Source organism: Azospirillum oleiclasticum (assembly GCF_013423485.1).
GTDB lineage: Bacteria > Pseudomonadota > Alphaproteobacteria > Azospirillales > Azospirillaceae > Azospirillum > Azospirillum oleiclasticum.
Map to the genome: position 1 here is coordinate 62,678 of NZ_JABFFR010000023.1, position 20,541 is coordinate 83,218.

Below are 20,541 nucleotides of genomic sequence, written 5' to 3' on the forward strand. Positions count from 1 at the left end.
GCCCAGATCGAACGTAAGGACGAGGTGCGGTGATGGTGATGTCCGGACTGGGCCTGCGGCAGCGGGCGATGGTGCTGATCGGGGCGGTGCTGCTGGCCTATCAGGTGCTGACGATCGCCGCCGACGTGAAATCCACCCGTGACCGGGCGCACGAGGCGCTGGACGCACGCGCCCGCATGGTGGCCGCACTCCAGGCGCGCGCGCTGGCCCTGCCGCTGTTCGACCTCGACACCGAGCAGGTCCGGGTGGTGGTGAAGGCCCCGTCGACCGACCCCGACTACCTCGCCGGCTTCGTGCGCGACGACAAGGGCCGCGTGGTGGCGGAGGACGGCGACACCCGTGCCGCCGCCGGCTTCGTGGAGGTGACGCAGCCGGTGATGGCCGGGCAGGCGGGGCAGGTCCGCCCCATTGGCGCCTATGTCCTGCGCCTGCGCACCGACACGCTGGAGGTGCGCATCACGGCGGACGCGACCACCCGGATCGCGGTGGGGGTGGTCGCCTTCGCCGCCATCATGGCGGTCCTGTTCCTTGTCGTGTCGACCATCACCGGGCCGCTCATCCGCATCACCCGCGTGGTCGGCCGGCTGGCCGACGGCGATTACGCGGTGGCGGTGCCGGCGCTGGAGCGGGCGGATGAGGTCGGCGCCATGGCGCGCGCCATCGACGTGCTGCGCGGGAACGCCGAGCACCGCGAGCGGCTGGAAGCGGAAAAGATCGTCCGCCAGGGGCAGGACGCACGTCGCGCCTTGCGGCTGGGCGAGCTGACCGCCGCCTTCGACCAGCGCATGCAGACGGTGGTGGAGGAGACCTCCGCCACCGCGGTGCAGATGCAGGGCAGCGCCGGGACGATGCTGGAAGGCGCGCTGAGGGCCGACCGCTGCAACAGCACCGTCGCCGACGCGGCGGACGAAGCCGGCCGCAACGTCGGCATGGCGAGCGCCGCCGCCGAGCAGCTCACCCAGTCCATCCGCGCCATCGCCCACAGCGTGAACCGCTCCGTCGCCATGTCGGGGGAGGCCATCGACAAGGCGCGCGCCAGCCGCAGGACGGTCGAGGCGCTGGCCGAATCGGCCGCCCGCATCAGCGAGATCACCAGCCTGATCACCAGCATCGCCGGCCAGACCAACCTGCTGGCGCTGAACGCGACGATCGAGGCAGCCAGGGCCGGGGAGGCGGGCAAGGGGTTCGCCGTGGTGGCGCAGGAGGTCAAGAACCTCGCCACCCAGACCGCCAAGGCGACGGAGGACATTTCCGGCCAGATCGGCGCCATCCAGACCGTGACCAACGAGACGGTCATGGCCATCGGCGCCATCACCGACACCATCGGCGCGCTCAGCGAGCGTTCCGCCGAGATCGCCGCGGCGGTCGAGCAGCAGCTCGCCGCCACCGGTGAGATCGCGCAGAAGGTCCGCCACGCGGCGGACGAGGCGTCGACCGTGTCGCGCAGCATCGAGGCCGCGTCCGAGGCGTCGGCCGGGGTCGCCGCCGCGGCGCGCGAGAGCGTGGAGGTCGCCCGCCTGCTCCAGGAGCGCTTCTCCACCCTGCGCGCCGAGGTCCGGCAGTTCCTGACGGAGTTCCAGGCTGCGTGATGCCCCTCGCCGGATCGCCGCGGCCGACCTACATCGGATCGGGGACGATGCGGCGACGGGGTATGGGCTGGCGATGAGGGTCTTCACCAACGCGCGCCATGCGCTGTGCACGGCCATCGCCGTGCTGCTCACCGCCGTGCCCGCCCTGGCGGGCGTCCATCACGAGCTCGACGTGGTGCTCGATCCGGCGGCGCGGCGCGTGACGGTGACCGACCGAGTCACCGTCACCCCCGGTGCCGCCGACGCCCTGCGGCTGCCGGCGCCGATGGAGCTGGCGGAGGCGACGGCCGGCGGCCGGACGCTGGCGGTGCGGCGCCTGCCCGTTGGCGCCGTGATCCCGGTGCCGGATGGCGGGGGCGAGCTGCGGCTGCGCTACACCGCCACCCTGCCGCCCTTCGCTCCGGATGGGCGGGGCGCCGCGGCGGGGGAGGACGGGGTGTATCTGCCGGCCGGGAGCTGGATCGCGTCCTCCGATGGCGCGCCGCCGGCGTGGCGCCTGACCGTACGCGTGCCCGCCCCCTATGTCGCCGTAGCCACCGGCGCGCTGGTGGAGGAGCAGGCGGGCGGCGGTTACCGCGCCGTCTTCGCCGAGGCGCGGGATGTCGAGGAGCCGTCGCTGTTCGCCGGTCCCTGGCGGATCGCCGAGCGGCGGCACGGCGACATCCGCCTGCGCACCTATTTCCACCCGGAGCAGGAGGCGCTGTCTCCGGCCTTCCTGGACGATGTGTCCGCCGCCATCGACGGATTCGCCGCGCGCATCGGTCCGTACCCCTTCGCCGGCTTCGCGGTGGTGTCGGCGCCGCTGCCGGTCGGGCTCGGCTTCCCGGCGCTGACCTACATCGGCCGGCGTGTGCTGCCGCTGCCCTTCGTGCGCGGCCAGTCGCTGGCGCACGAGGTGCTGCACAACTGGTGGGGCAACGGTGTGCGCGTCGCGTACGAGGGCGGCAACTGGGCGGAGGGGCTGACCACCCTGATGGCCGACCATGACGGCACCGCCGCCCGCGACCCGTCGGCGGCGCGTTCCATGCGGCTGGAGTGGCTGCGCGATTACGCGGCCCTGCCGGCCGACCACGACACGCCGTTGACCGCCTTCCGCACGCGCACCCACGCCGCCGGCCAGATCGTCGGCTATGGCAAGGCCGCCTACCTCTTCCACATGCTGCGCGGTGAGATCGGGGAGGCCGCCTTCACCGACGGGCTGCGGCGCTTCTGGGTGCGGGAGGCCTTTCAGGATGCCGGCTGGCCCGACCTGCGGCACGCCTTCGAGGAGGCCGCGGGCCGTGACCTCGGCCGCTTCTTCGCGCAATGGCTGGAGCGGCCGGGGGCGCCGACGCTGCGGCTGGAGCGGGCGACGACCGCAGGGAACGCCATCACCCTGACCCTGGCCCAGGACGACCCGACCTTCACCCTGTCCGTTCCGGTGTCGGTGCGCACGTCCGTCGGGACGGAGGCGCGCCGGGTTCGGCTGGAGGGGCGCACGGCGACTGTCACCCTGCCGGCGCAGGCCCGGCCGCTGGAGGTCGCCATCGACCCCGGCCTCGACCTGTTCCGCCGGCTGGCGCCGGGGGAGGCGCCGCCGATCCTGCGCGACACGCTGCTCGACCCCGCCGCCCGTCTGGTGATCGTGGCGGAAGGTGAGGCGGCGGAGACCGCGCGTGCCCTGGCGTCCCGCCTGCTGGAAGGCGAGCCGCAGCCAACGCCGCCCGATCGTCTGGACCCGACCGCTCCGCTTCTGCTGATCGGCACCGACGCGGCGGTGGCCGCCACCGCCCGCCGCCTGTCGCTGCCGCCGATGCCGGACGCGCTGGGCGGGCGCGGCACGGCGCGGGTGTGGGCCGCGCGCACGGCGGATGGCCGCCCCGTGCTCACCGTGGCCGCCGCCGATGCGGGCGCACTCGGCGCGCTGCTGCGCCCGCTGCCGCATTATGGCCGGCAGAGTTGGCTGGTGTTCGACGGCGCGCGGGCGGTGGAACGGGGCGTGTGGGAGCCGACGTCCACGCCTTTGCGTCGTGCACTCGATTGAGCCGGCCTGCGGGATCGTCCACGGGATCGTATGCCCTTCGTACGTGTTCATGGTGGGAAGACGCACGGGCTTCCCGTGCGCACCGCCAGGAGGGAGGGGAACATGATCGGACGGACGTTGGGTCTGGGTCTCTGCGCGGCCGTGGGTGTCGCCGCCGGGTTTCCGGTTTCGGCCGGTGCGGCGCCGGGTGACGTGCACGCGGTCACCTCGGAGAAGGTGAACCTGCGCGCCGGCCCGTCGGACAGCGCCAACGTACGCTCCACCGTGTCGCGCAACGACGAGCTGGTCGAGCTGCGGCGGGAGGGCGAGTGGCTGGGCGTGCGCGTGGTGCGCACGGGCGAGGAGGGGTGGATCTTCTCCGACCTCGTCCGCCGCAAGACCGCGAGCACCCTGTCGGGCGAGGGTGCCGCACGCGCGCCGCAGCGTGAGGAGGCCGCCGGGTTCGAGCGCCTGTCACCGGCCTTCGACACGTTGGTGCGCCGCATCAACGACCAGTTCGGCTACCGCTTCGCCGAGAAGGTGGAGGCCGGCAACAACGGCACGCTCCGCGTGGTGCCGACCGACGCCTGGGTCTACAACACCAGCCGCGATGCGAAGATCTACGCGGCGCTCGCCGTGTACCAGATGTGGAAGAACTACAACAACGGCCGCCCGGTCAGCGTCGTGATGGGCGGCAACGAGCGCGAGCGGATCACCATCGGCGACAGCGGCGACACGCCGGACCTCGCCCTGCCGGCGATGGGTTCGTCCCGCTGAGGCATCTCCCGCCGCTGCCCGCCACCGACCGCGGGCAGCGGCGGCACTCTTTCCGAATACGATCGTGTGGTGATCATCACGCCATCCAGGGATGAAGATGACGGAGATTTATTCCTAAATTTAGAAAGTCACCTTCATAAAACCCGTCGAACGGGTTAGTCTGTCCGTCATATTGGACAAAGGTGGACGGCCCGGCATGACCACGTCCTCGGTTATGGACAACGGCACAGCGTTGGCTGACGCACGCTCGGCCCCGGATGTGGTGATGCGCTGGTGGCGCGTCGGTCTTCTCACGGTGGTCGGGCTGTCGCTCGGGCTGGCCGTGCTCGCCGCCGTGTTCGGCCGGCCGATCTCGCTGTCCGAGGCGACGGGGCCGGCCACCAACGACCAGCAACGAACCCTGGCCGAATCAACGGCGCGCGACGATTTCCTCGCCGTGATGCACGCCGTCGCCGCGCAGCATGGGCTGGCGGTCACGGAGGTGTCGGATGTGCAGGATTTCCAACCCTTCCTGCCCGTCAGCACCCGCTTCACGGCCACCCGGTCCCTGCCGGCCGACGGACGGCTCAAGGGGTGGGAGCGGCAGGTGCTGCTGCTCAGCAAGAAGATCTTCCATCTCCGTCACGAGTTCCACGAGCGGGTGCAGCAGAGCTATGTCTGGCTCCAGGTCTTCCAATGGTTCTCGATCCTGATCAGCGCGGCGACGACGCTGGTGGTCGCGCTGAACACGCACGGGCTGACCTCGGCGGCCCCGCTTCCGTCGGGTGTGGGGGCGGATGCGCCTGCTTGGCCGCAGCGCTGGAAATGGGCGCTCGGCATGTCGGCTCTGCTGCTGTCCACCATGACCACCGTCGTCGGCAGCGTGGGGTCCTTCTACGGTCCGCAGCAGGACTACGCCAACAAATCGGCGAAGCTGGCCGGCCTCACGGCGCTGCACGCGGAGATCGCCTTTTCCGTGTCCAGCCTCGATCCAGCCACGGGGGTGGTGGAGAAATCCCGCCTCGACGACTGGGTGCGGCGTTTCACCGAAATCGGCGTGCACGGCACAAGCAACGAGCGCAAGCAGGCCGATTCGGAGACGGTCACCGCCGCCATGCACGCCGCCGAGTGACCGCCGGTCACAGGACGCCGGGGTGACCACCGGTCACGAGCATTTCGAATAGCCGCAGCTGTGGCAGGTGTCGCACCCCTCCTGCCGCACCAAGCCGGGCTGGCCGCATTTCGGGCATTGCAGCGCGGCGCGGGCCGCAGGCTCCGTGCCGGTGGACGGGCCACCGGCGATGATCCGCTTGGCCGGCTCGCCCGCCCCGCGGTCCGGCAGGAAGCCGATGGCGGTCATGTGCCGCTCGATCACGTCGCCGATGGCGGCCAGCAGGGACGGCACATAGCGCCCGCCCAGCCACGCGCCGCCGCGCGGGTCGAACACCGCCTTCAGCTCCTCCACCACGAAGCTGACGTCGCCGCCGCGCCGGAACACGGCGGAGATCATGCGGGTCAGCGCCACCGTCCAGGCGTAATGCTCCATGTTCTTGGAGTTGATGAACACCTCGAACGGCCGTCGGCGCCCGGCCTCCACCACGTCGTTGATGGTGATGTACATGGCGTGGTCGCTGTCCGGCCAGCGCACCTTGTACGTTTCCCCCGGCAGCGCCTCCGGCCGGTCGAGCGGCTTGGTCATGTAGACGACGGAACCGCCGTCGCCGGCCGGCGCCGGCGCTTTGGGCGTTTCCTTCTTCACCGCCAGCACCGCACCGGTCACGGCGTTGGGGCGATAGGTGGTGCAGCCCTTGCATCCCAACGCGTACGCCTGCCGGTACACGTCCTTGAAGGCGTCGAAGGGCAGATCCTCCGGGCAGTTGATGGTCTTGGAGATGGAGCTGTCCACATGCCGCTGGGCGGCGGCCTGCATCACCACATGCTCCGCCGGAGTCAGGCTCTGGGCGTCCACGAAATAATCAGGCAGTGGCGCGTCCGGCCCGAAACGCTCGCGGAACAGGCGGTGGGCAGGGTCGCTGACCTCCTCCGTCCGGCGGCTGCCGTCCGGCATCAGCACCGACCGCTCGTAACTGTAGGAGAAGACCGGCTCAATCCCCGACGACACGTTGTCCGCGAACAGCGAGATGGTGCCGGTGGGGGCGATGGAGGTCAGCAGCGCGTTGCGCACGCCATGCGCCGCGATCGCCGCGCGCACGTCGCCGGGAAGCGCCATCACCATGGGCGAGGCCATGTACGCGTCGCGGTCGTAGAGCGGGAAGGCCCCCTTCTCGGCGGCCAGCGCGGCGGAGGCCCGGTACGCCTCCGCCTGGACCGCGCCCAGCCAGAGGTCGGTCAGCTCCACCGCCCGCGCGCTGCCGTAGCGCACGCCGCACAGGATCAGCGCGTCGGCCAGCCCGGTGACCCCGAGCCCGATGCGACGCTTCGCCTGCGCCTCCCGCCGCTGCGCCTCCAGCGGGAAGCGGGAGACGTCGACCACATTGTCCATCATGCGCACGGCGACCGGCACCAGCGCCCGCAACCGCTCCATGTCCAGCCCTGCTTCCATTCCGAACGGATCGCGCACCAGCGTGGCGAGATTGATGGAGCCCAGCAGGCAGGCGCCATAGGGGGGGAGCGGCTGTTCTCCACAAGGATTAGTGGCAGAAATCTCCTCGCAATACCGCAGGTTATTGGTGGCGTTGATGCGGTCGATGAAGATCACGCCCGGTTCGGCGTAGGCGTAGGTGGCCTGCATGATGCGGTCCCACAGCTCGCGGGCGCGCAGGACCTTGGTGCAGTGGCCGTCGAACCCGAGCGGCCAGGGCTGATCCGCCTCCACCGCCTGCATGAACGCGTCCGTGACCAGCACCGACAGGTTGAACATGCGCAACCGGCCCGGCTCGCGCTTGGCGTCGATGAAGGCCTCGATGTCGGGATGGTCGCAGCGCAGCGTCGCCATCATCGCGCCGCGCCGGGCGCCGGCCGACATGATGGTGCGGCACATGCTGTCCCACACGTCCATGAAGGACAGCGGCCCCGACGCGTCGGCCCCCACCCCGTGCACGCGCGCGCCCTTGGGGCGGATGGTGGAGAAGTCGTAGCCGATGCCGCCGCCCTGCTGCATGGTCAGCGCCGCCTCGCGCAGATGCGCGAAGATGGCGCCCAGATCGTCCCCGATCCGGCCCATGACGAAGCAGTTGAACAGCGTCACCGACCGTCCGGTGCCGGCCCCGGCCAGGATGCGCCCCGCCGGCAGGAAACCGAAGCCGGCCAGCGCGTCGCGGAACACCGGCGCCCAGCGGGCGGGGTCGGATTCACCGGCGGCTAGCGCACCCGCGACGCGGGTCCAGGTGTCGTCGATGGTGGCGTCCAGCGGCTCGCCGTCCGCCGTCTTGAAGCGGTACTTCATGTCCCAGATCTGCTGGGAAATCGCGGCGATGCCCGTCATCCGATCCTCCATGCCCGGCCCGTCCCCGCCGGCGTGGTCGATATGGTGTCCCCGTCGTTCCCGTGCGCGTCAGGGAGCCGGGGCCACGGCTCTTGCGGGAGCGGCCGTCGCGTTGCGCACGGTCGGCGGCCCGCCGGCGGCGACCACCAGCCGGTCGGTCGCGGCCTCCAGCCGGCTTTCCAGCTCCGCCATCGCCTGGGCGCGGGGCAGGCCGGGCTGGATGGGCGGAAGGATCTCCACGACGATGGTGCCGGACCGCTTCATGAAGCTGTTGCGCCCCCAGAAGACGCCGGAGTTGAGCGCCACCGGTACGATGGGCAACCGCAACTGCTCGTACAGCGCGCCCACCCCGACGCGGTAGCCGCGGTAGGCGCCGGGGGCGGTGCGGGTCCCCTGCGGGAAGATCACGATGGGCCGCCCCTCCGCCGCCACAGGGCGGGAGTTCTCGATCATCGAGGACAGGGCCTTGCCGCGCGCCCCGCGGTCCACGGCGATCATGCGCGCCTTGCGGGCGTACCAGCCCCAGATGGGGATCCAGGTCAGCTCCCGCTTCAGCACGATGGCCGGGTCGCCGAACAGGGCGTGCAGCTTCATCGTCTCCCACGCCGACTGGTGCTTGGCGGCGACGATGCAGGCCCCGGCCGGCAGGTTCTCCCGGCCCCGCACCTCGTAGTCGAGACCGAGGATGACGCGCTCCAGCCAGCCCACCGTGTCGAGGTACCAGCGCACGACGGCGATCATCCGCCGCCGCGGCAGCAGCAGCATCCACAGCAGGCCGAAGCAGGCGATCGTGGTCCAGCCGTAGAAGGCGATGTTGAAGAGGAGCGAACGCAAGGCGATCATGGCGGGACCGTATCAGGATTGGCGGGAGTCTTCGAGAAGCGAGCGCAGCAGAACCGCAAGGTACTTGTTGTATTCGTTGACGATGAGGCTGGCCGTGCCCGGCCGCAGCCACCAGTCCTCCAGCCGCACGTTGGGCGGGGCCACGGGGTGGGGCACCACCTCGATGTCGGGCATCGCCAGGCGGAACTCCAGAAGGCTGCGCCGCATGTGGTAATTGGCGGTGACCAGCCGCAGCGACCGGTAGCCCTGCTCGCGCATCCAGCCGGCGGTCTCCGACGCGTTGCCCAGCGTGCTGTCGGCGGCGTAACCCAGCACGATGCAGCATTCCAGGTGCCCCGGCGTCTGGCGCACGACGCGCAGCAGCTCCTGCACGTCCACCCCGTCATAGACGCCCGACACGAAGAGCTTGCGGCCCAGCCCATCCTCCAGCAGCCGCAGGCCGGTGGTCAGCCGGTGGCTGCCGCCGGTCAGCACGACGACGGCGTCGGTCCTGCGGGCCTGATCGGCGCCCGCCCCCTCCTCGCGCGGGATGTCGCCGGCGAACCAGACGAGGCCGCCGCCCCAGGCCAGCGTCACCGCCAGCGCCAGCAGGAACAGGCGTCGCAGGTCGCGCAGCACGCCGCCGCGCCGGGAGCGGTCCCGCATCATCGCCCCGGCCGGTCCCGGCCGGCAGGCTGGGCGGTCACGGCAGGGCCTCCAGCGTCCGCAGCACGGTCGCCCGCGCGGTGCCGACCGCCAGCAGAGCGGCGGCGGCCGGTACCACCAGAAGAGTCGCCCATTGCCAGGGCGCCATGTTCATGTCCGGCAGCAGGCTGGCGCGCAGCCCCTCCGCCGCGTGCTGGAGCCCGAGCAGGGTGGCCGCGGCCAGAGCCACGCCGGCCAGCCCGCCGCGCAGGCTGAGACCCAGCACATGCGATTCGAACTGGCGCGAGACATAGCGGTCGGTGGCTCCCATGAGATGCAGCAGTTGCACCACATTGTGGTGAATCGCAAGCCCCGCGCGCACCGCGAAGACCACGGCCAGCACCGCCGCCCCGCTGACCACGGCGACGATGCCCAGCGCCGCCAGCACCACCGAGCGGGCGAAGGCGCGCAGGTCGGCCAGCCACGCCGCGTGGTCGTCCAGCGTGGCGCCGGGCGCCGCCGACTCGAGCCGGCGGGCGAGCTGCGGCGTGTCCACCGTGCCGTCGGTGACCACGTCGATCAGCCGCGGCACCGGCAGCGACGGATCCTTGGCCGCGTCCGGCCCCAGCCACGGCTCCAGCAGGCGTGCGGCGTCGTCGGTGCCGAGCGGGTCGGCCCTGGTCACGCCAGGGGTCGCGCGCAGCACCGTCAGCGCCGCCTCCACCCGCGCGGTCAGCGGTGGCACGTCGGTGCGGCCGGGCAGGGGGGCGATCTGCACGGTCAGCCCGCCGGCCAGCCCGCTGTCCCAGCGCGCCGCCATCTCCCCCACCAGCAACGCCCCGGCCAGCGCCAGCGCCGCCAGATAGCTCATCAGCAGCGTGATCCAGACGAGGAAGCGCGAGGATGGATCACGCGCCAGCGGCACATCGTATTGCTTGCGCAGCAGCATGGTCGTCCCTCCCCGGCCGTCAGGCGGCGGCGCCGGACAGCAGGTGCAGCCGGCCCTGGTCGAGGTGCAGGTGCGGGTGGTCGAAGCGGCGGATCAGCGCCTCGTTGTGGGTGGCGATCACCACGGTGGTGCCCAGCTTGTACAACTCCTCGAAGAGATAGAGCAGGCGCATGCCGATGCCGTCGTCGACATTGCCGGTCGGCTCATCGGCCAGCAGCAGGCGTGGCCGGTTGATCACCGCGCGGGCGATGGCGACGCGCTGCTGCTGCCCGCCGGACAGGGTGGAGGGCTTGGCCTGCAGGTGGTTGCCCAGACCGACCCATTTCAGGATCTCCACGCAATGCTCCATGGCGTCGTCCTCCGCCACCCCGGCCATGCGCAGCGGCAGGGCGACGTTGTCCAGCGCCGACAGATGGTCGAGAAGCTGGAAATCCTGGAACACCACGCCGATCTGCCGCCGCAGCGCCGGCAGCTCCGTCCGCTTCAGCCGCGCCACGTCGCGGCCCAGCAGCGTGATCAGCCCGCGCGACGGGCGGTGCGCCAGATACATCAGCTTCAGCAGCGACGACTTGCCCGCTCCGCTGGCGCCGGTCAGAAAATGGTAGGAACCCGGCGCCAGCGTGAAGCTGACGTCGCGCAACACCTCCGTCCCGGTGCCGTAACGCAGACCGACATTCTCGAACCTGATCACACCCGTTCACCGTGGTTGCCGACGGGTGCCCCGGCGGCGGGCCCCGGCGGTGGTATGGCCGTCCGCGGGCCGGCATGGGGCCTTCCTTGCTTCATACCGCATCGTTTCTTATAAGACAGTCTGTTTCCGCGTTGTCCGGCCGCATGTCGATGCTCATCACCTGCCCAACATGCGCCACGCGTTACACCGTGGGCGCCGCATCCGTCGGTCCCGAAGGCCGCAAGGTGCGTTGCGCCAAATGCGGCCACACCTGGCAGCAGTACCGGGTGCCGGAGCGCGCCGGTGCCGAAACGCGGATGATGGACGACGAGGCGACCGAGCTGCGCATGCCGACGCGCGACACGCGCCCCATCGGCGGCGACGCGCGGGGCAGGGGTCGCGGTGGTCGCCGGCTGCCGGTCGGCTGGATCGCCTTCGGCGTGGTGGTGGCCGGCATCGTGGCGGGCGGTCTGCTCGCCCGCGCCGCCATCGTCGATGCCTGGCCGCCCTCGGCCCGGCTCTACGCCCTCGTCGGGCTTCCGGTCGATCCGCCGGGTGCCGGGCTGAAGCTCCAGGGCGTGCGCTCCGAACACCGGGTGGAGAACGGCGCCGCCCTGCTGATCGTCGAAGGGCGCATCGTCAACGACAGCGACCGTGAGCGGGCCGTGCCGAAGCTGCGCGCGGTGACGCTCGACGCCGAGAAGAAGCCGCTGAAGAGCTGGACCATCGAGCCGTCGCAGACCGGCCTGCTGCCCGGCGAGGTCGCCATCTTCCAGTCCGCCGAATCCGATCCCGGCGCCGCGGCCGAGGTGATGATCAGCTTCGAAGGGGAGTGAGGGACGGGGGGAGGAGACGGAAGCCCTCCCCCGTCATCAGATGGGGGAGGGTTTGGGTGGGGGCCCACCGCGACACCGCCCCTCAGAACTGCCGCAGCAGCCGGTCGATGTAGTCACGCTCCGGCCGCGGGCGGTCGAATTCGCCGGAGCGGCGGCGCAGCTCGTCCAGGATCTCGCGGGACCGCTGGAGGTCCGCCTCCTCCGGGATCTTGACGTCGTTGTTATCCACCGTGCCCTGGCTGGGCGGGCGGCGGCCGAGCGGATCACGGTTGCGGCCGACCTGGCGCGGGTCGGGCTGGCTTGGCTGGCCCCCCGGCTGCATGCCCGGCTGAGCACCCATCATCATCTGCTGCATCTGCTGCATCATCTGCTCGGCCATGGACTGCATGCCCTGCTGCAGCTCGTCCATGGCCTGGGTCTGCGGCGGCACGGCGGAGCCGGGCTGACCCTGCCGGAGCGCCTGGCCGGCGTCGCGCATGGCCCGTTCGGCGCGGCCCAGCGGGCGCGGGATCTCGCCCCCCGTCTCGCCCATGCGGCGCATGATGTCGCCGAGCTGGCGGCGCAGCGCCTCCTGCCGTTCCGCCTGACGCTGCATCGTCGGGCTGCCGGAGTTGTTCTGGCCGCCGCGCTGGCCCTGCTGCTGCTGCTGCTGCTGACGCCCGCGCGGCCCCTGCTGCGGCTGGCCCTGCTGGTTGCCCATCTGCTCCTGCGACTGGCGGAAGGTCTCGTCCAGCAACTGCTGCTGCCTCTGCGCGAGCTCCTGCAGCTCGCGCATCATCTGCATCTGCTGGTTCTGTTGGTTCTGCTGCATCTGCGCCATGGCGCCGGAGCGCATGCTCTCCAGCATCTGCTGAAGCTGCGAGAGCATCTGGCGGGCGGCGTCCTTGGCCCCGGTCTCCGCCATCGCCCGCATCTGGTCCATCATGCGCTGGAGATCGTTTCGGTCGAACATGTCCATGCGCTGGGCCATCTCGGGCGGCATCTGGGGGATCTGTTCGCCGCGTTCCAGCGCCTGGCGCATCTGCTCCTCCATGGCTTCGAGGAAGCGGTCCATCGCGGTCTGGAGCTCGTCCATCAGCCGCCGCAGCTCCTCGTCCGAGGCGTTACGTTCGAGCGCCTCGGCCAGCCGCCGCTCGGCATCGCGCAGGTCCCGTTCGGCCAGCGACAGCCCGCCATCCTCGACCCGCAGCGCGGTCTCCCACAGCAGCTGCTGCAGCTCCGGGATGGCCTCCACCGAATCGTCCAGCATCAGCCGCGCCACCGCCGTGCGCAGCGACAGGAAGACGATGATGTCGCCGGCGAAGGCGCCGGGGCGGGCCGACAGCTCCGACAGGGCGCGCGCCACCTCCGTCCGCATGGCGCTGGGGCGGAGCGTCAGCTTCTTGCGCTGCTCCACGATCTCGCGCGCGACGGGGTGGCTGAACATCCGCTCCGGCAGGGTCATGGCGACCTCGTCGCTGTGACCCTGCTGGCCGGCGCCGTCGGTGGCGCTCAGCCGCAGCGTGACCGGCAGGCCGGCCCAGGGGTGTGCCGTCAGGTCGTGGAAGCCGGCACTGCGCGCCTGCTTCGGGCGGGCGCCCGGCAGACCCATCGGCAACGTCACCGGAGCGCGGTCGAACTCCGGGTCGGTCTCCAGCCCCTCGGCCGCCAGCGCCACGACGGCGTCGATGCCGGTCAGGCCGTAATCGTCCTGCGCCACATAGTCGATGCGCAGCGCCCCGCGCTCCCCGGCCGCGGGCGGCTGGGCGAAGGCGACGGTCGGCGCGCGGTCGGGCACCACGGTGATCGGCCAGGAGCCCATCGTCCGGCTGCCCTGCCGCACCGCGATGCGGGTGCCGCCGGTGACCGGGGCCTGGATCTGGAAGGTCCCGGTCTCCACCGCTTCGAACCCGGCGTCGGCGCCGTTCACCTCCAGCACCGGGACGGTGGAGCCGCCGGTGGCGCGGGCGAGCACCTGGCTGCCGCTGGGCACCGCGATGGGCTGGCCGGGGGCGGGCTGGCCGGGGGCGGGCTGGCCGGGGGCGGCCGCCGGCGCCGCACCCGACCCCGCGGCGGGTCCGGCCGCGGCGGCCGTGCCGCCCGATGTCAGGAAGATCGGCGCCAATCCGGTGTAGTCGGGCGGCGTCACCCACAGGTCGAGGGTGGACGCCGTGGCCGCCGCCGGGCTGGACAGGCCGGGGGTCAGCGCCGCCTCCAGCCGGGCGCGCCAGTCCTGCCACGCCACCCCGGCCGACACGAACAGCAGCAGGCCGACCAGCACGCGCACCGCGTAACGGTCGCGGGCGGCCACATGCGGTTCCGGCATCCGCACGCGCAGGCGCTTCACCGCGTCGCGTACGCGCTCCTGATGCAGACGCCAGAGGGCGGCGGCCATCGGGTCGTTGCCGGACACGCTGTCGCGCAGGACGTGCAACGGCCGGTGGGCCAAGCCGCTGTCGCGCTCGATCCGCCGGCGTGCCGCCGCGGCGTCGGGGAAGGTGAAGCCGCGCAGCCCGCGCCACAGGGCGACCCCCAACCCGGCGGCGAAGCCCGCCAGGGCCAGCAGATGCAGCCAGCCGGGCAGGGTGGGCAGGATATTGAAGAAGGCGACGGCGATGAACAGGCCCAGCACGCTGGCCGCCGGCCACAGCCCCGGCCACAGCCGCTCCCACGCCAGCGCCAGCCGCGCCTGGAGCAGGCGGAAGCCCGGTTCCCCGATGCCTCCCGCGTTCCTGGCGGTGCCGTGGGCCGCGTCGGGGGCGGCATTGTCGCGCACGGCGCGGTTCCGATCGTCGCTCGTCCTCATGCCGCACTCCCGTCCAGCCCGTCGCCGGCCGCGGCCCGTCGGGCGCGGGGGACGACGCCATGGATATGGTTCGCGTCCATCACAATCACCCCTCCGTGGCCGAAATAAGGCCCCGGCATCGGGTGATCATTAAGGCACAAACCGTGGCGCCTGGCATCTGCGCCGGAGGGGGCGGATCCTCAGAAGGCCCGGGCGGCGGCGGGGGCGGCGAAGCCGCCGGCGGCGGGGGTGTAGAGGCCGCGCTGGCCGTCCACCGCCTTGAAGCGGTCGGTGATGCCCAGCACGGTCTCGGCACCGCCCAGATACAGGATGCCGTCGGGCGGCATCTGGCGGGCGATCGACTCCAGAACCTTGGTCTTCGTCGGCTGGTCGAAATAGATCAGCACGTTCCGGCAGAACACCACGTCGAACTGCCCCAGCGCCGAGAGGTCCTGCAGCAGGTTCCATTCGCGGAAGGACGCCATCTGGCGGATCTGCTGGCTGATCTGCCACTTGTCGCCGTTCTGCTTGAAGTGCTTGACCAGCATCTGGATGGGCAGGCCGCGCTGCACCTCGAATTGGGTGTAGACGCCGGCCTTGGCGCGCTCCACCATCTCGGCGGAGATGTCGGTGCCGACGATCTCGATGCGCCAGCCGGCGATCTTTGCCTGCTCGTCCAGCAGCAGCATTGCCAGCGAATAGGCCTCCTGCCCCGAGGAGCAGGCCGCCGACCAGATGCGGATCGAGCGCTTGGACGCCCGCGTCTCCAGAAGGCGCGGCAGGACGAGCTGGCGGAACTGGTCGAACGGCTTGGAATCGCGGTAGAAGGACGACTCGTTGGTCGTCATCGCTTCGGTGATGTCGCGCAGCAGCGCCTCGTCCTTGCGCGTGCGCACGGTGTTGGCGAGCTCGTCCAGCCCCTTCATGTTCCACTTGCGCGCCACCGGCATCAGGCGCGATTCCAGCAGATACGCCTTGTCCTTCGTCAGCACCAGGCCCGACCGCTGCTTCAGCAGCGTGGCGAACATGTCGAAATCCTCGACCCTCATGCGGCCGCCCTCGATGCATACTTGCGAATGGTGGGACCGATCTCTTTCAGGGGCAGGATGACCGAGCACAAGCCGGCCTGCGCGACGGCACCCGGCATGCCCCACACCACGCTGCTGGCTTCGTCCTGCCCGATCAGCAGGCCGCCGTTGTTCACCACCTCGGTGCACCCCTTCATCCCGTCCTGCCCCATGCCGGTGAGGATGCAGGCCAGGATCTTGCGCCCGCCGTAGCTGCGCACCAGCGACCGCATCATCGGATCGACGGCCGGCCGGCAGAAATTCTCGGGCGGATCCTTGGTGAGCTGGATGACGTTGTGCCCGGCGCGCTGGGTCACCAGCATGTGGAAGTCGCCGGGCGCGATGTAGCAGCGTCGCTCCACCACCGGCTCGCCATCCTTGGCCTCCTTCGCGTCCAGCCCGCACTGGCGGGTGATGTGCTCCGCCAGGATGGTGGTGAAGGTGGCCGGCATGTGCTGGGTGATCAGGATCGGTTGCGTCACCGCCTGCTTCAGGTGCGCCAGCACCTCGAACAGCGCCTGCGGCCCGCCGGTGGAACTGCCGATGGCGATGACGTCCGGCCGCGGCAGGACCGCCGGGATCGGACGCAGGGTCAGGGTGGCCGGGTCGGCCCGCCGCAGCAGGCTGGAGCTGGGCAGGCCGCCCGCCGAGGTGGGCGCGATCGGCCGCACCTCGCCGCGCGAGCGCGAACCGGCGCGGCGTGCCGAGGCGCCGAGCGCCTTCACCTTGGAGACCAGCTCGCGCTTGAAATCGTCGGCCCCGCCGATCTCGCGGGTGGAGGTCGGCTTCGGAATGTAGTCGGCGGCCCCCGCCTGGAGGCAGCGCATCGACACGTCGGCCCCGCGCAGCGTCAGCGTGGAGGCCATGATGATCTTAACCTGCGGCGCCACCGCCAGCAGTTTCGGGATCGCCGTGATGCCGTCCATCACCGGCATCTCGATGTCGAGCACGATGACGTCGATGGAGTTGCGTTGCAGCGAGTTGATCGCCATCTGGCCGTCGCCGACCGAGGCGACGACCTTGATCTCGGCATCCCCTTCCAGCGCGCGCGTCAACAGCCCGCGGATCACGGCGGAATCGTCCACCACCATCACGCGGAACGGGTCCGCTCCGGATGGTCTGGGTGGGATCGGGTTGGCCCTGCCGGGACTGTCGGACATGGCGGGCGTACAGCCTCATCGATGAGCGGACGGACGCCGCGGGGTTGAACTCGATCCGGCACCGGCTTGGGGAGGAAGCCGGGCCGGGCAGACGCGCGGGACCACCTAGAGCAAGCCCACCTGCTGGAACTTCGTCTGGATGATGTCGCTGTCGAAGGGCTTCATGATGTATTCGTTGGCACCCGCCGACAGCGCTTCCTGAATGTGCGCCAGATCGTTCTCGGTGGTGCAGAACACCACCTTGGGACCGTCGCCGCCGCTCATCTTGCGCAGCCGGCGCAGGAACTCGATCCCCGTCATCACCGGCATGTTCCAGTCGAGCAGGATTGCATCGGGCATCTTGACGGCGCAGGCCTCCATGGCCTGCTTGCCGTCCTCCGCCTCGCTGCACGCGAAGCTCAGCTCTTCCAGAATCTTGCGCGCGACCTTGCGAACCACGCGGCTGTCATCCACCACCAGACAGGACTTCATATCGGGACCTCGGCTCCAGCCTCCGGCAAGGGTCACACGCAGGCCGCGTTCAGGCGGCTTCCATGTTCGTGAAGTTCAGCAGCCTGGGCACGTCCAGCACGACCATGAGCTGGTTGTTCAGGCGGTAGATGCCCGTGGACACCTCGCGCCAGCGCGGGTCCAGGGTAGCCGGGTTGCGCTCGAAATCCTCGTTCAGCAGGCTCAGCACCTCGCCGACCGAATCGACCATCAGGCTGTACAGCTCGCCGCGCAGGTCGACCACGATCGACATGCCCGGCTTGTTCTTGGGTCGGCCGGGCAGGTTCAGGCGCAGCCGCACGTCGATCGCCGTCACGATGCGCCCGCGCAGGTTCAGCGACCCTGCGACCTCCGGCGGGGCCAGCGGGATGCGGGTGATCTTCTGGTGGCCGAGGACGTCCTGGACCTGGAGGACCGGAATGCCGAACAGCTGCTCGGCGATGGTCATGGTCACATAGTCCTGGCTGCCCGACGCGATCACGTCGTCGCCGCGGGTCCGTTTGGCGGGAAGCTTGGCGTTGCTGCTCATGCGGCACCTTTATGCTCGGACAGCGTCTGCTGGAGGGTGTACAGAAGCGCGTCGCGGTCGAACTTGGCGACATAGTCGGTGAAGCCGGCCTGCCGGCCGCGGTCGAGGTCGCGCGGGGTGGCGTGGCTGGACAGCGCCACCAGCGGCACATTCTGCCAGCGGCTGCCATGGCGCACGGCCTGGGCGAACTCGAAGCCGCTCATGCCCGGCATCTCGATGTCGCTGACGATGATGTCGAAGTCCTCGCCCGCCTCGCACAGCGACATCGCTTCCGCCGCCGTCTCCACCGCGGTGACGTCGTAGCCGGCCACCGACAGCAGCGGGGTCAGCAGGTTGCGGAAGAACGGGCTGTCGTCGACCAGAAGCACGCGCTGTGCCTTGTCCTCCTCGTAGCCGTCGCTGCTGGAGGTGCCGAACCAATCCTTGTAGGCCTGGGTCAGGAAGAAGCCCGCGTCGATGACGTCGGTCGCCTTGCCGGCGATGATGGCGCTGCCCATGTTGCCCGGCCGGTCGGCGGCGAGCTGCACCATCAGCTTCTCTTCCACGATATCGACGATCTCGTCCACGATCAGGCCCATGGAGCGGTCGCCGTCGGCGAACACCAGCACCGGCTGGCGCCCTTCGTGACGCAGCACGAAGCCCTGGTCGATGGGCACCAGCGGCATCAGCTTGCCGCGGTACTGCACGACCGGCATGCCGTTCGACAGCTCCACCGTGGCGAGGTCGATGTCCTCCAGGCGGGCGACCAGCGACAGCGGCACCGCCTTGGGCGCGCCCTCGCCGGCGCGGAACAGCAGCAGCGCCATCTTGTCCTCCTGGCGCGACTGCTGGACGGCCATGGATTCCTTGCTCATCGCATCGCCCGCCATCGCCATCTCGCCGGTGGCCGACGCGATGCCGTTGGGGTCGAGGATCATGATCACCGAGCCGTCGCCCAGGATCGTGTTGCCCGAGAACATCTCGATGTGGCGCAGGATCGGCGCCACCGGCTTCACCACGATTTCCTCGGTGTCGTAGACCCGGTCCACCATGATGCCGAAGGTGTAGGTGCCGACCTGGGTCACGACGATGAAGGTCTCGTCCTCGTGCCGCTTGTCCTCGCCCTCGCGCTCCAGCCGCAGCAGCTCCTGCAGCGACACCAGCGGCAGCAGGCGGTTGCGCAGCCGCAGCACCGGGGTGCCCTTCAGCCGCTCGATGGTGTGCTCGCTGTCGGCCGCCGCCCGCACCAGCTCGACCACGCTGATCTGCGGGATGGCGAAGCGCTCGCCCGCACACTCCACGATCAGGGCCGAGACGATCGCCAGGGTCAGCGGGATCTTGATGACGAAGGTCGATCCCTTGCCCTGCTGCGACTTGATCTCGATCGTGCCGCCGATCTTCTCGATGTTGGTCTTGACCACGTCCATGCCGACGCCGCGGCCCGACACGTTGGTGACCTTCGCCGCGGTCGAGAAGCCGGGCTTCATGATGAACTGGATGATCTGCTGGTCCGACATCGCGGCCAGCTCGCCCTCGCTGGCCAGGCCGTTCTGGATGGCCTTGGCCTTGATCTTGTCGATCGCCAGGCCCTTACCGTCGTCCTGGATCTCGATGATGATGTGGCCGCCCTCGTGGTACGCGTTCAGCGTGACGCGGCCGGTCTCGCTCTTGCCCGCGCGCACGCGATCCGCCGGTATCTCCAGCCCGTGGTCGGCGGAGTTGCGGACCATGTGGGTCAGCGGGTCCTTGATCAGCTCCAGCACCTGCCGGTCCAGCTCGGTGTCGGCGCCGAGCATCTGCAGGTCGATCTTCTTGCCCAGTTCATGCGCCAGATCGCGCACCAGACGCGGCAGCTTGGCCCAGGCGTTGCCGATGGGCTGCATGCGCGTCTTCATCACCCCTTCCTGAAGCTCGGAGGTGACGTGGTTCAGGCGCTGCAGCGGGGCGGCGAACTCGCTCTCCTTCTGCGAGCGCAGGATCTGCAGGAGCTGGTTGCGGGTCAGCACCAGCTCCGAAACCATGGTCATCAGGTTCTCGAGCAGGTCCACGTTGACGCGGATGGTCTGCGCGGCGACCGCCGACTCCGCGGCGGCGGCTTCCGGGTTGGCGGCCTGCGCCTGCGCCTGGGGTGCGGCGGCGGCCGGGGCCGGCGCCTTCACCGGCTCGGGCTCCGGCACCACCAGCTCCTGGGAGGGCGGCGGGGCGGGCGGTTCCTCGGCCGGAACGGTGGCCAGCGCGGTGGAGGGCTCGGGCGCCGGCGGGGGCGGCGGGGGCGGTGGGGCGGCGGCCACGACCGGGGCCGGTGCGGCGGGCTTGGGCGCCGCGGCCAGCTTGCCTTCCGCGCAGGCGTTGAGCTGCTCGATGAGCGCCTGGTCGTCGCCCGGAGGCTCGGCCTCCGTGGCTTCCAGGATGGCCAGCAGGCTCTTGATCGCGTCCAGCGCCCGCAGGATCAGCGAGACCGCTTCCGGCGTGATGGTCAGTTCACCGTCGCGGAACTTGCCCAGCACGTTCTCCGACGCGTGCGCCACCCGTTCCAGCCGGGGCAGGCCCAGGAAGCCGCAGGTCCCCTTGATCGTGTGGACCAGCCGGAAGATGTTGGACAGCAGTTCCGGGTTGTTGGGATTCTGCTCGAGCCTGACCAGCTCGACGTCCAGGACGGACAGGTTTTCGTTCGTTTCCGTCAGGAATTCACTGAGCAGATCATCCATCTCGCCGTCCCTACGTCACGCCCACGCCGTTTCGGGCTGGGTTGCTGTCCCTTTGCCATACGCAGGGGTGCAGACAACCACTCCGGATGCCCTTCCGGTACGGGCGGAGCCTGTCAAACACTGATTAAGAA

The 20,541-nt window shown here is 70.5% G+C and carries 16 protein-coding genes; 5 read left to right on the forward strand and 11 right to left on the reverse strand.

The features are described from left to right. Positions 1-32: 32 nt before the first annotated feature. The 4 genes from HL658_RS21900 (at position 33) to HL658_RS21915 (ending at position 5,479) form a co-directional block, all read left to right on the forward strand. Positions 33-1,589: a methyl-accepting chemotaxis protein gene (locus tag HL658_RS21900; protein ID WP_180283136.1), complete on the forward strand. Its 1,557-nt coding sequence runs from the start codon at positions 33-35 to the stop codon at positions 1,587-1,589. A gap of 73 nt (positions 1,590-1,662) precedes the next feature. Further along, on the forward strand, positions 1,663-3,612 hold the full coding sequence (locus HL658_RS21905) for a M1 family metallopeptidase (protein ID WP_180283135.1): 1,950 nt from the start codon (positions 1,663-1,665) through the stop codon (positions 3,610-3,612). A gap of 102 nt (positions 3,613-3,714) precedes the next feature. Further along, positions 3,715-4,368, forward strand: coding sequence for an SH3 domain-containing protein (locus HL658_RS21910; protein ID WP_246337778.1), 654 nt, complete (start codon positions 3,715-3,717; stop codon positions 4,366-4,368). 196 nt (positions 4,369-4,564) lie between these two features. Next, positions 4,565-5,479: a hypothetical protein gene (locus tag HL658_RS21915; protein WP_180283133.1), complete on the forward strand. Its 915-nt coding sequence runs from the start codon at positions 4,565-4,567 to the stop codon at positions 5,477-5,479. A 33-nt stretch (positions 5,480-5,512) separates the two neighbouring features. On the opposite strand, the gene HL658_RS21920 is transcribed toward HL658_RS21915, so the two are convergent. The 5 genes from HL658_RS21920 to ftsE form a co-directional block, all read right to left on the reverse strand. Further along, positions 5,513-7,792 (reverse strand): adenosylcobalamin-dependent ribonucleoside-diphosphate reductase, encoded by a 2,280-nt coding sequence (locus tag HL658_RS21920; RefSeq protein WP_180283132.1) that lies wholly within the window; start codon positions 7,790-7,792, stop codon positions 5,513-5,515. Positions 7,793-7,861: 69 nt separating this feature from the next. Continuing rightward, positions 7,862-8,635 (reverse strand): lysophospholipid acyltransferase family protein, encoded by a 774-nt coding sequence (locus HL658_RS21925; protein ID WP_180283131.1) that lies wholly within the window; start codon positions 8,633-8,635, stop codon positions 7,862-7,864. Between the two features lie 12 nt (positions 8,636-8,647). Next, the gene (locus HL658_RS21930) at positions 8,648-9,283 is read right to left on the reverse strand and encodes a YdcF family protein (RefSeq protein WP_246337779.1); all 636 of its coding nucleotides are present in this window, start codon (positions 9,281-9,283) and stop codon (positions 8,648-8,650) included. A 34-nt stretch (positions 9,284-9,317) separates the two neighbouring features. Beyond that, a complete protein-coding gene (locus HL658_RS21935; RefSeq protein ID WP_180283130.1) occupies positions 9,318-10,208 on the reverse strand; it encodes a cell division protein FtsX in 891 nt (296 codons plus the stop codon). 19 nt (positions 10,209-10,227) lie between these two features. Next, complete coding sequence (gene ftsE, locus HL658_RS21940; RefSeq protein WP_180283129.1) at positions 10,228-10,899, reverse strand: cell division ATP-binding protein FtsE; 672 nt, start codon at positions 10,897-10,899, stop codon at positions 10,228-10,230. Between the two features lie 149 nt (positions 10,900-11,048). Here ftsE and HL658_RS36580 point away from each other — a divergent pair, with 149 nt between their 5' ends. After that, positions 11,049-11,714 carry a DUF3426 domain-containing protein gene (locus tag HL658_RS36580; protein WP_281378848.1) on the forward strand — a complete coding sequence of 222 codons (666 nt, stop codon included), beginning with the start codon at positions 11,049-11,051 and terminating at the stop codon, positions 11,712-11,714. A gap of 82 nt (positions 11,715-11,796) precedes the next feature. Here the strand turns inward: HL658_RS36580 and HL658_RS21950 are convergent, their stop codons facing one another. The 6 genes from HL658_RS21950 to HL658_RS21975 all read right to left on the reverse strand — a co-directional run bounded on the left by HL658_RS21950 (position 11,797) and on the right by HL658_RS21975 (position 20,410). Beyond that, positions 11,797-14,499, reverse strand: coding sequence for a TIGR02302 family protein (locus tag HL658_RS21950; RefSeq protein ID WP_180287660.1), 2,703 nt, complete (start codon positions 14,497-14,499; stop codon positions 11,797-11,799). Between the two features lie 179 nt (positions 14,500-14,678). Continuing rightward, positions 14,679-15,527, reverse strand: coding sequence for a CheR family methyltransferase (locus HL658_RS21955; RefSeq protein WP_180283126.1), 849 nt, complete (start codon positions 15,525-15,527; stop codon positions 14,679-14,681). After that, a complete protein-coding gene (locus HL658_RS21960) occupies positions 15,524-16,705 on the reverse strand; it encodes a protein-glutamate methylesterase/protein-glutamine glutaminase (RefSeq protein ID WP_180283125.1) in 1,182 nt (393 codons plus the stop codon). Before HL658_RS21960 ends, HL658_RS21955 begins: the two co-directional genes overlap by 4 nt. A 105-nt stretch (positions 16,706-16,810) precedes the next feature. Beyond that, positions 16,811-17,176 carry a response regulator gene (locus HL658_RS21965; RefSeq protein ID WP_180283124.1) on the reverse strand — a complete coding sequence of 122 codons (366 nt, stop codon included), beginning with the start codon at positions 17,174-17,176 and terminating at the stop codon, positions 16,811-16,813. A 49-nt stretch (positions 17,177-17,225) separates the two neighbouring features. Next, positions 17,226-17,723, reverse strand: coding sequence for a chemotaxis protein CheW (locus HL658_RS21970; RefSeq protein WP_180283123.1), 498 nt, complete (start codon positions 17,721-17,723; stop codon positions 17,226-17,228). After that, positions 17,720-20,410: a hybrid sensor histidine kinase/response regulator gene (locus HL658_RS21975; RefSeq protein WP_180283122.1), complete on the reverse strand. Its 2,691-nt coding sequence runs from the start codon at positions 20,408-20,410 to the stop codon at positions 17,720-17,722. The genes HL658_RS21970 and HL658_RS21975 overlap by 4 nt, the downstream gene beginning before the upstream one ends. Positions 20,411-20,541: the final 131 nt, after the last annotated feature.